Below are 8,159 nucleotides of genomic sequence, written 5' to 3'. Positions count from 1 at the left end.
TTTAGCTCCATGTTTGACTGTTCAGTTAAATTACACAGCTTTCACATTGGTTTGAGCCGATTTCATCGCCATCATCAGTGAAGGTGCGAATATAGTAGATAGACTTGATTCCCTTGTTAAAGGCATAATTGCGAAGGATGGACAGATCGCGGGTTGTTTGTTTGCTTTCTGTTTTCCATTCGTAGAGGCCTTGAGGAATATCGCTGCGCATAAAGAGTGTGAGCGATAGGCCTTGATCGACATGTTCGGTCGCAGCAGCATAGACATCAATAACCTTGCGCATATCCATATCATAAGCGGATGTGTAATAAGGAATGGTATCCGTTGACAAACCAGCTGCAGGATAATAAATCTTACCAATTTTCTTTTCTTGGCGTTCCTCGATACGCTGCGTAATTGGATGAATAGAAGCAGACACATCATTGATATAGGAAATAGACCCGTTTGGAGCCACGGCTAAGCGGTTTTGATGGTAAAGTCCGTCTTTCATAACAGCTTGACGCAGAGCCTGCCAGTCAGCAGCCTGAGGAATGAAGTGATCTTTGAAAAGTTCCTTGACAAGGTCGGATTTCGGAAGGAATTGACCAGTGACATACTTATCAAAATAAGAGCCATCAGCGTATTTTGAGTTTTCAAAACCAACAAAGCTTTCCTGCCGCTCGCGGGCAATATTGTTTGACTCTACTAAAGTCCAGTAATTCATAAGCATAAAATAGATACTGGTAAACTCAATAGATTCTGGACTGCCGTATTCGATATGGTTCTGGGCTAAGTAGGAGTGAAGTCCCATAGCACCAAGTCCGAAAGTGTGGGCTTGGGCATTGCCATGTTTGATGGTTGGCACAGCTTCAATGCTTGATGAATCCGTGACAAAAGTAAGCGCACGGGTCATGGCCTTGATAGAACGGCCAAAGTCAGGAGAAGCCATCATATTGACAACATTTGTGGAACCAAGATTGCATGAAATGTCGGTTCCCATTTTAACAAATTCCTGAGCATCGTTGATTTGGCTTGGGGTCTGAACCTGAAGAATTTCAGAGCAGAGATTGGACATGATAATTTTGCCATCAATCGGATTAGCACGGTTAGCAGTGTCCACATTGACAACGTAAGGATAACCGGATTCCTGCTGAAGCTTAGAAATTTCCGTTTCTAAATCGCGGGCACGAATCTTGGTTTTGATAATATTAGGATTGGCCACTAATTCATTGTATTTTTCAGTGATATCAATGTAGCTGAAAGGAACACCGTATTCACGTTCAACAGAATAAGGACTAAAGAGATACATGTCCTGATTTTTGCGAGCCAGTTCATAAAATTTATCCGGAATGACAACACCGAGAGATAGGGTCTTGACACGAACCTTCTCATCAGCATTTTCCTTTTTAGTAGAAAGAAAGGCAATAATATCTGGGTGGAAGACATTGAGATAAACAACTCCGGCACCTTGACGCTGCCCTAATTGATTGGAATAAGAAAAGCTGTCTTCAAAAAGCTTCATGACAGGAACGACGCCTGAGGCTGCTCCGGCAAAGCCTTTGATTGGAGCTCCGGCCTCACGCAGATTGCTGAGAGAAATGCCGACACCGCCGCCAATACGGGACAATTGCAGAGCCGAATTGATAGAACGGCCGATAGAATTCATGTCATCTGTCACCTGAATGAGGAAACAAGACACCAATTCACCCCGGCGGCTGCGCCCAGCATTGAGAAAGCTTGGGGTTGCTGGCTGATAGCGCTGAGTAATCATTTCCATTGCCAGATCGTGTGCCAGTTCTTCATTGCCATCAGCAAAATAGAGAGCATTAAAGAGAACACGGTCTTCAATACTTTCAAGATAAGCTTCGCCATCATTCGTTTTGAGAGCATACTGCTGATAGAATTTATAGGCTGCCATAAATGATTTAAAGTGAAAATCATAGTCATAAAGAGATTGAGAAAGTTCTTCAATAAATTCAGGTCTGTATTTGGCAATAAAAGCTGATTCAATATAGTCATTTTCAATCAGAAAACGAATCTTATCCGTAATACTGTCAAAGGATTTGGTATTTGGGCGGACATTTTCGGCAAAGAAAGCTTTCAAAGCTTCTTTGTCTTTGTGAAGCGGAATCTGCCCGTTGACAGGGCGGTTAATTTCATTGTTGAGGCGGAAGTAAGAGACATCGCCGAGATTCTTAAGACTCATCTATAAATTCCTATTCCTTATATTTCCTTGATTCTTGATTTTCTAGAAGAGGCTGGAACGGACGGTTCCAGCCTAAGGTGATTTTTACTCAGCAGTTGAAAAGTTTATGCTATTCCTTGCGGATGACTGCTGATTTGATGTCAAAATATTAGACAAGAGTTTTTAACTTGGCAGGCTGAAAACCTGAAAAGACAAGATCACCTGCTTCGATAACAGGAGCAGCTGTGAAGCCTAGGCTTTTTACATAATCAATTTTCTCTGGATATTCATCAATGTTGATTTCTTCGAAGTCAGCCTGATGCTGTTCCAGAAATTTCTTAGTCATCTTGCATTGCATGCAGTTATTTTTTGAAAAAACAGTGATTTTAGTCATTTTTCCTCCTAAAATTTCAAACTTTTAATTGAGTTGCCCTACTAGCATATCTAAATTTAATAAAAAAAGCAAGAATAATTGCTTGAAAAAACACAAAATATAGTATGAATTTTTAAAAATTCCACAAGATATAGTGTTTTAAATAGAAGAAAGTTCTCCAAAGAAAGCATGTCATATTTTATGACACGATATGCAAGTTCAGGTTTGCTTGATGATTCAGAAAATTGTATAATTTTAACTAATTAATAAAAAAAGGAGACTTATTATGGCTAATTATGCATCGATTTTTTCTCTTAATGAGAAAAACTACCGTTACCTTGATTTAGTAAAAGCTTCTAAAGACTATGATGTAGAGCTTGAACGCCTTCCTTATACGATTAGAATTCTAATTGAAAGTTTATTAAGGAAATATGACGATATTGATGTTATAAAACATAACATTGAGTCTCTTTTTCATTATAATCCTAACAATCCTAAGGGAGAAGTTCCGTTCAAACCCAGCCGTGTTATCCTGCAGGATTTTACAGGAGTTCCAGTTGTCGTTGACTTGGCTTCCATGCGCGATGCTATTGTTAAAAATGGCGGCAGTCCTGATTTGATTAATCCGGAAATACCAGTTGATCTGGTTATTGACCACAGCGTTCAGGTTGATTTTTTCGGCAGCGAGGAAGCTTTTGATCATAATATTGATCTGGAATTTCAGCGTAATAATGAACGCTATGAGTTTCTAAAATGGGCTGAAAAATCTTTTGAAAATTACCGGGCGGTACCGCCGGCAACTGGCATTATTCATCAGGTTAATATTGAATTTCTCAGCGATGTTATTATTGAAAAAGATGGATTTTTGTATCCAGATTCTATGTTTGGTACTGACAGCCACACAACAATGATAAACGGCATCGGTGTTCTTGGCTGGGGTGTTGGCGGCATTGAAGCTGAAGCTGCCATGCTGGGAGAAGCCTCCTATTTCCCAGTTCCGGAGGTTATCGGCGTGCGCTTTTATGGACAGCTCCCTAAAATAGCGACAGCAACAGACTTGGCACTTAAAGTGACACAGGTTTTGCGCATGGAAAATGTGGTTGGAAAATTTGTGGAATTTTTTGGTCCCGGATTGGCAGAACTTTCCTTAGCAGATCGGGCAACAGTCGCGAATATGGCACCGGAATACGGGGCAACCTGCGGTTATTTTCCTATTGATGAGGAAACCTTGAATTATATGAAGCTAACCAACCGTTCAAAAGAACACATTGCTCTAACAGAAGCCTATGCAAAGCGCAACTGCCTGTGGCATGATGCCAAAACACTGCCTGCTTATACGAAGATTATCGAAATTGATCTGTCAGCTGTTAAGCCTTCCATTGCGGGACCAAAACGTCCTCAGGATTTAATCGAATTAAGCCGGGCAAAAGAAGAATTTGAGGCCAGCCTTGTACGAGAAGCAGGTGTCCGCGGTTTTGGTTTGGATGAAAGGGAGTTAGATAAAACAGCAATTGCTCATTTTGAGGATGAGGATATTGAACTAAAGACGGGACATGTTGCTATTGCTGCCATTACTTCCTGTACCAACACCTCCAATCCCTATGTTCTTATGGCTGCTGGGCTCTTGGCCAAAAAAGCTGTGGAACGTGGACTCAGTGTGTCTAAGTCAGTTAAAACGTCTCTAGCACCAGGTTCTAAAGTTGTCACGGCCTATCTGAAAAAGAGCGGCCTACAGTCCTATCTGGATAAACTGGGTTTCCATTTGGTCGGCTACGGCTGCACAACCTGCATCGGCAATTCAGGCAGCCTACCAGAAGCAGTTGCTAAGGCTGTTCAGGACGAGGACCTACTTGTTAGTGCCGTTCTGTCAGGAAACAGAAATTTTGAAGGCCGGGTCAATCCCTTGGTTAAGGCTAACTTTTTAGCCAGTCCGCCCTTGGTTGTTGCTTATGCTTTGGCCGGCAGCACCGCAATTGATTTGACAAGCGAACCTTTGGGCTACGATAAGGATAATCAGGCGGTCTACCTAGAAGATCTGATGCCTGCCAAGGAAGAAGTCATGGCTTATGTTGACAAGTATGTCACTGCTGAACTTTTTGCCAAAGAGTATGCCCAAGTCTTTTCTGACAGTCAAAAATGGAATCAGATTCAAACCGAAAGTTCAGCTAATTACCAGTGGAACCAAGCATCGACCTATATCCAAAATCCGCCCTATTTTGAGCATTTAAATAATTCAGCTGCAGCAGATTTGACGGACTTGAAAGTGTTGGCTAAATTTGGCGATTCAGTCACTACCGATCACATTTCGCCTGCGGGAAATATTGCCCGTAACAGCCCGGCAGCCCATTATTTAGAAGAAAAAGGCGTTGCTTATGCAGATTACAACTCTTACGGCAGCCGACGCGGTAATCATGAGGTCATGATGAGAGGAACCTTTGCCAATATTCGCATCAAAAATGAACTGGCTAATGGGAAAATCGGCGGCTACACGAAATACAAAGACACTATCCTGCCGGTTTATGAGGCTGCCATGAATTACAAGAAGGAAGGTATTTCCACAATTGTTATTGCAGGAAAAGATTACGGCATGGGCTCTAGCCGCGACTGGGCAGCTAAGGGAGCCAGTCTTTTAGGTGTAAAAGTTGTTCTGGCAGAAAGTTTCGAGCGCATTCACCGTTCTAATTTGGTTATGATGGGAATTTTGCCTTTACAGTTTCTCGAAGGACAGACTGCAGCCGGTCTCCAATTAACAGGATACGAGACTTACACGGTTGTTCTTCCTGAAAAACCTCAGGTACATGATATTGTGACAGTCAGAGCTGTTTCGGACCAAGGAGTAAAGGAATTTCAAGCACTCCTTCGTTTTGATGCAGATGCCGATCTGCAGTATTATGAAAACGGAGGTATTCTTCCTATGGTTGTTCGTAAAAAGTTAAGGGGAGGTTAATCTATGGCAGAAACAAAGGGTTTAAAAGGGACTGTTGCCTGTGAAAGCAGAATCAGTGCGATTGAAGGGGATAAGCTCTCTTATGCAGGTTATGACATTGCTGAGCTGATGGAAAATCAGGTTCAGTTTGAAGAAGTGATTTTCCTGCTTTGGAATCTTCGTTTGCCCAGTCAAACGGAACTTACGCGGTTTGAAAAAAGACTGCGCAGCAATTATGCCATCAGTGATGCTATTGAGCAATGCATTTTGATTCAGTCGCGGCAGCACCTGCATCCCATGAGTGTTTTGCGATCAACAGTCAGTTTACTGGGTGTCTACAATTTAAGAGCTGAAGAACGAACGCCAGAAGCTATTTATGACCAAAGTATTCAGCTGATGGCCAAAATACCAACTATCATTGCGGCTTTTGCAAGGCTGCGTCAGGGACTGTCTCCGATTGCACCCCGAAGCGATCTTGGTTTTGCTGAGAACTTTCTGTACATGCTAAGAGGCTGTATTCCCAATGAACTTAAAAGCTTAGCCATGAATCGAGCCCTTATTTTGCATGCTGAACATGAACTCAATGCCTCAACCTTTGCTGCCAGAGTCTGTGCTTCTACTATGTCCGATATTTATTCTTGTGTGACAGCTGCTATTGGAACGTTGAAAGGCCCTCTCCATGGCGGTGCCAATGAGCGGGTTTTTGAGATGCTGCAGGAAATTCGTAACCGTGGTGATGTAGGGGCTTATCTGCAGGAAAAACTCAATTCTAAGGAAAAAATAATGGGCTTTGGCCATCGTGTTTATCAAAGGCAGGACCCCCGCGAAAAATACCTGCGGGAAATGGCCAGAGAATTAACGCGTGGGACTCAGGAAGACGTCTGGTATCAGCTGTCTAATGAAGTTGAATGCTATATGAAAGAAATAAAAAATCTCATTCCCAATGTTGATTTTTATTCCGCAACCGTTTATCATGTTTTAGGGATTGAGAGTTCCATCTTTACCCTGATTTTTGCCATGAGCCGAATGGCAGGATGGATTGCCCATATTCAGGAGCAGCAAAGGGATAACAAGCTGCTGCGTCCGCGTTCTCACTATGCTGGCAGAAGGAATTTAAACTATATTCCTTTAGAAAGGAGATAAAATGGCAGAAAAAATAAGATTTGAAAAGGGAAGATTACAAGTTCCTGCTAACCCCATTATTCCTTATATTGAAGGAGACGGTGTGGGATGTGACATCTGGAAAAATGCTAAACTTGTTTTTGACAGAGCTGTTGACAAAGCCTATAAAGGAAGAAGACAAATTGAATGGCTGGAAGTTCTGGCCGGGAAAAAGGCTTTTGATCAAAAGGGCGTTTGGCTGCCGGATGCGACTTTGGAGGCAATTAAGAGCCACCTGCTTGCGATAAAGGGTCCTTTGGAAACGCCAGTTGGCGGCGGCATTCGGTCATTAAATGTTACTCTTCGTCAGGAACTGGATCTCTTTGCCTGTGTCAGACCTGTCCGCTATTTCAAGGGTGTTCCCAGTCCGCTTAAAAATCCAGAAAAGACAGACATTACTATTTTTCGTGAAAATACGGAAGATATTTATGCAGGGATTGAATGGGAAGCAGGTACAGCAGAAGTTCAAAAAGTTATCGACTTTTTACAAGACGAAATGCAGGTTCAAAAAATCCGTTTTCCTGAGAGCAGCAGTATTGGGATCAAGCCGATTTCTATTGAAGGCAGCAAACGTCTGATTCGCGCAGCTATTGATTATGCGCTGGATAAAGGGCTGAGTAGGGTTACTTTGGTGCACAAAGGTAATATTCAAAAATTTACAGAAGGCGGTTTTAGAAAGTGGGGCTATGAACTGGCTCAAGAGGAATATGCTGCTGAACTTGCCTCGGGATGCTTGGTTATTGATGACATTATTGCCGATAATTTCCTGCAACAGATTCTTTTAAAGCCTGAGCGCTTTGAAGTGGTTGCCCTGACGAATCTCAATGGGGACTATGCCAGCGATGCCTTAGCAGCACAAGTTGGCGGCATTGGCATGTCACCAGGAGCTAATATCAACTACCAAACCGGTCACGCTATTTTTGAAGCGACCCATGGCACTGCTCCGGATATTGCCGGACAGGATAAGGCCAATCCTTGTTCCTTGCTTCTATCAGGCTGTATGCTTTTTGATTATATAGGCTGGAAAGAAGCGGCTGAGTTGATTGAATCAGCTATTGAAAAAAGCTTTGCGGCTGGTTATTTTACCGCAGATTTGGCAGGTTCTGCGCCTTCTTGTTCAACCAGCGCCTTTGCCAAAGTAGTGGCTGACAATTTGTGAAAAGCGAAATAGTTGGGCAGATGTACATAATTGCAAAGCAATCATGGGTATCTGCTCTGTTTTTATAATCATATCTGATTGTAGGTTTTAGATTTGCTGTTCCTGGTGGGCAGCAAAAATTTTTAAATAAGTCTTAAAAATAAAAATGAAGGACCAAATAGCTTAATCTGGAGCTTTTTTGGAAAGTCTATTCTTGTGTTTGGCATCAATAAGTGAAAGAGGTATAATATTGGCAAGAAAGGCGGCTGTTTATGCCCTATTCACTTCCGGATGTAGTTTTTCTTTTCTTTATTTATTCTTTTATAGGCTGGCTGTGGGAGACGGTTTACTGTTCTATTAAGGACAGGCGGTTTGACTACCGTGGTTTTTTATTTGG

The 8,159-nt window shown here is 42.3% G+C and carries 6 protein-coding genes; 4 read left to right on the top strand and 2 right to left on the bottom strand.

Features of this window, described 5'->3' with window-relative positions; genetic code table 11:
- Positions 1–25 precede the first annotated feature (25 nt).
- Together nrdE and SCSH_RS07985 are read right to left on the bottom strand one after the other, a co-directional pair.
- On the bottom strand, positions 26–2,185 hold the full coding sequence (gene nrdE / locus SCSH_RS07990; protein ID WP_057491361.1) for a class 1b ribonucleoside-diphosphate reductase subunit alpha: 2,160 nt from the start codon (positions 2,183–2,185) through the stop codon (positions 26–28).
- 148 nt (positions 2,186–2,333) lie between these two features.
- Entirely contained in the window at positions 2,334–2,558 is a 225-nt protein-coding gene (locus SCSH_RS07985) for a redoxin NrdH (protein WP_057491360.1), read from the bottom strand.
- Between the two features lie 265 nt (positions 2,559–2,823).
- On the opposite strand from SCSH_RS07985, the gene acnA reads away from it, so the two are divergent.
- The 4 genes from acnA to SCSH_RS10945 all read left to right on the top strand — a co-directional run.
- Entirely contained in the window at positions 2,824–5,484 is a 2,661-nt protein-coding gene (acnA, locus tag SCSH_RS07980; protein ID WP_057491359.1) for an aconitate hydratase AcnA, read from the top strand.
- 3 nt (positions 5,485–5,487) lie between these two features.
- Positions 5,488–6,606: a citrate synthase gene (locus tag SCSH_RS07975; RefSeq protein ID WP_057491358.1), complete on the top strand. Its 1,119-nt coding sequence runs from the start codon at positions 5,488–5,490 to the stop codon at positions 6,604–6,606.
- Position 6,607: 1 nt separating this feature from the next.
- Positions 6,608–7,783 carry an NADP-dependent isocitrate dehydrogenase gene (gene icd, locus SCSH_RS07970; protein WP_057491357.1) on the top strand — a complete coding sequence of 392 codons (1,176 nt, stop codon included), beginning with the start codon at positions 6,608–6,610 and terminating at the stop codon, positions 7,781–7,783.
- Between the two features lie 251 nt (positions 7,784–8,034).
- A partial coding sequence (locus tag SCSH_RS10945; RefSeq protein WP_442477939.1) for a putative ABC transporter permease occupies positions 8,035–8,159 on the top strand: 125 nt, incomplete at its 3' end.

The sequence above is a fragment of the Streptococcus orisasini genome (assembly GCF_001431045.1).
Lineage (GTDB): Bacteria > Bacillota > Bacilli > Lactobacillales > Streptococcaceae > Streptococcus > Streptococcus orisasini.
Note: the sequence above shows the minus strand (reverse complement) of the source record. Positions and strands in the feature narration are given on the sequence as shown.

Excerpts from the sequence above, each read along its gene's own strand:
- nrdE (WP_057491361.1), bottom strand. The coding sequence starts at position 2,185 with ATGAGTCTTAAGAATCTCGGCGATGTCTCTTACTTCCGCCTCAACAAT.
- SCSH_RS07985 (WP_057491360.1), bottom strand. The coding sequence starts at position 2,558 with ATGACTAAAATCACTGTTTTTTCAAAAAATAACTGCATGCAATGCAAG.
- acnA (WP_057491359.1), top strand. The coding sequence starts at position 2,824 with ATGGCTAATTATGCATCGATTTTTTCTCTTAATGAGAAAAACTACCGT.
- SCSH_RS07975 (WP_057491358.1), top strand. The coding sequence starts at position 5,488 with ATGGCAGAAACAAAGGGTTTAAAAGGGACTGTTGCCTGTGAAAGCAGA.
- icd (WP_057491357.1), top strand. The coding sequence starts at position 6,608 with ATGGCAGAAAAAATAAGATTTGAAAAGGGAAGATTACAAGTTCCTGCT.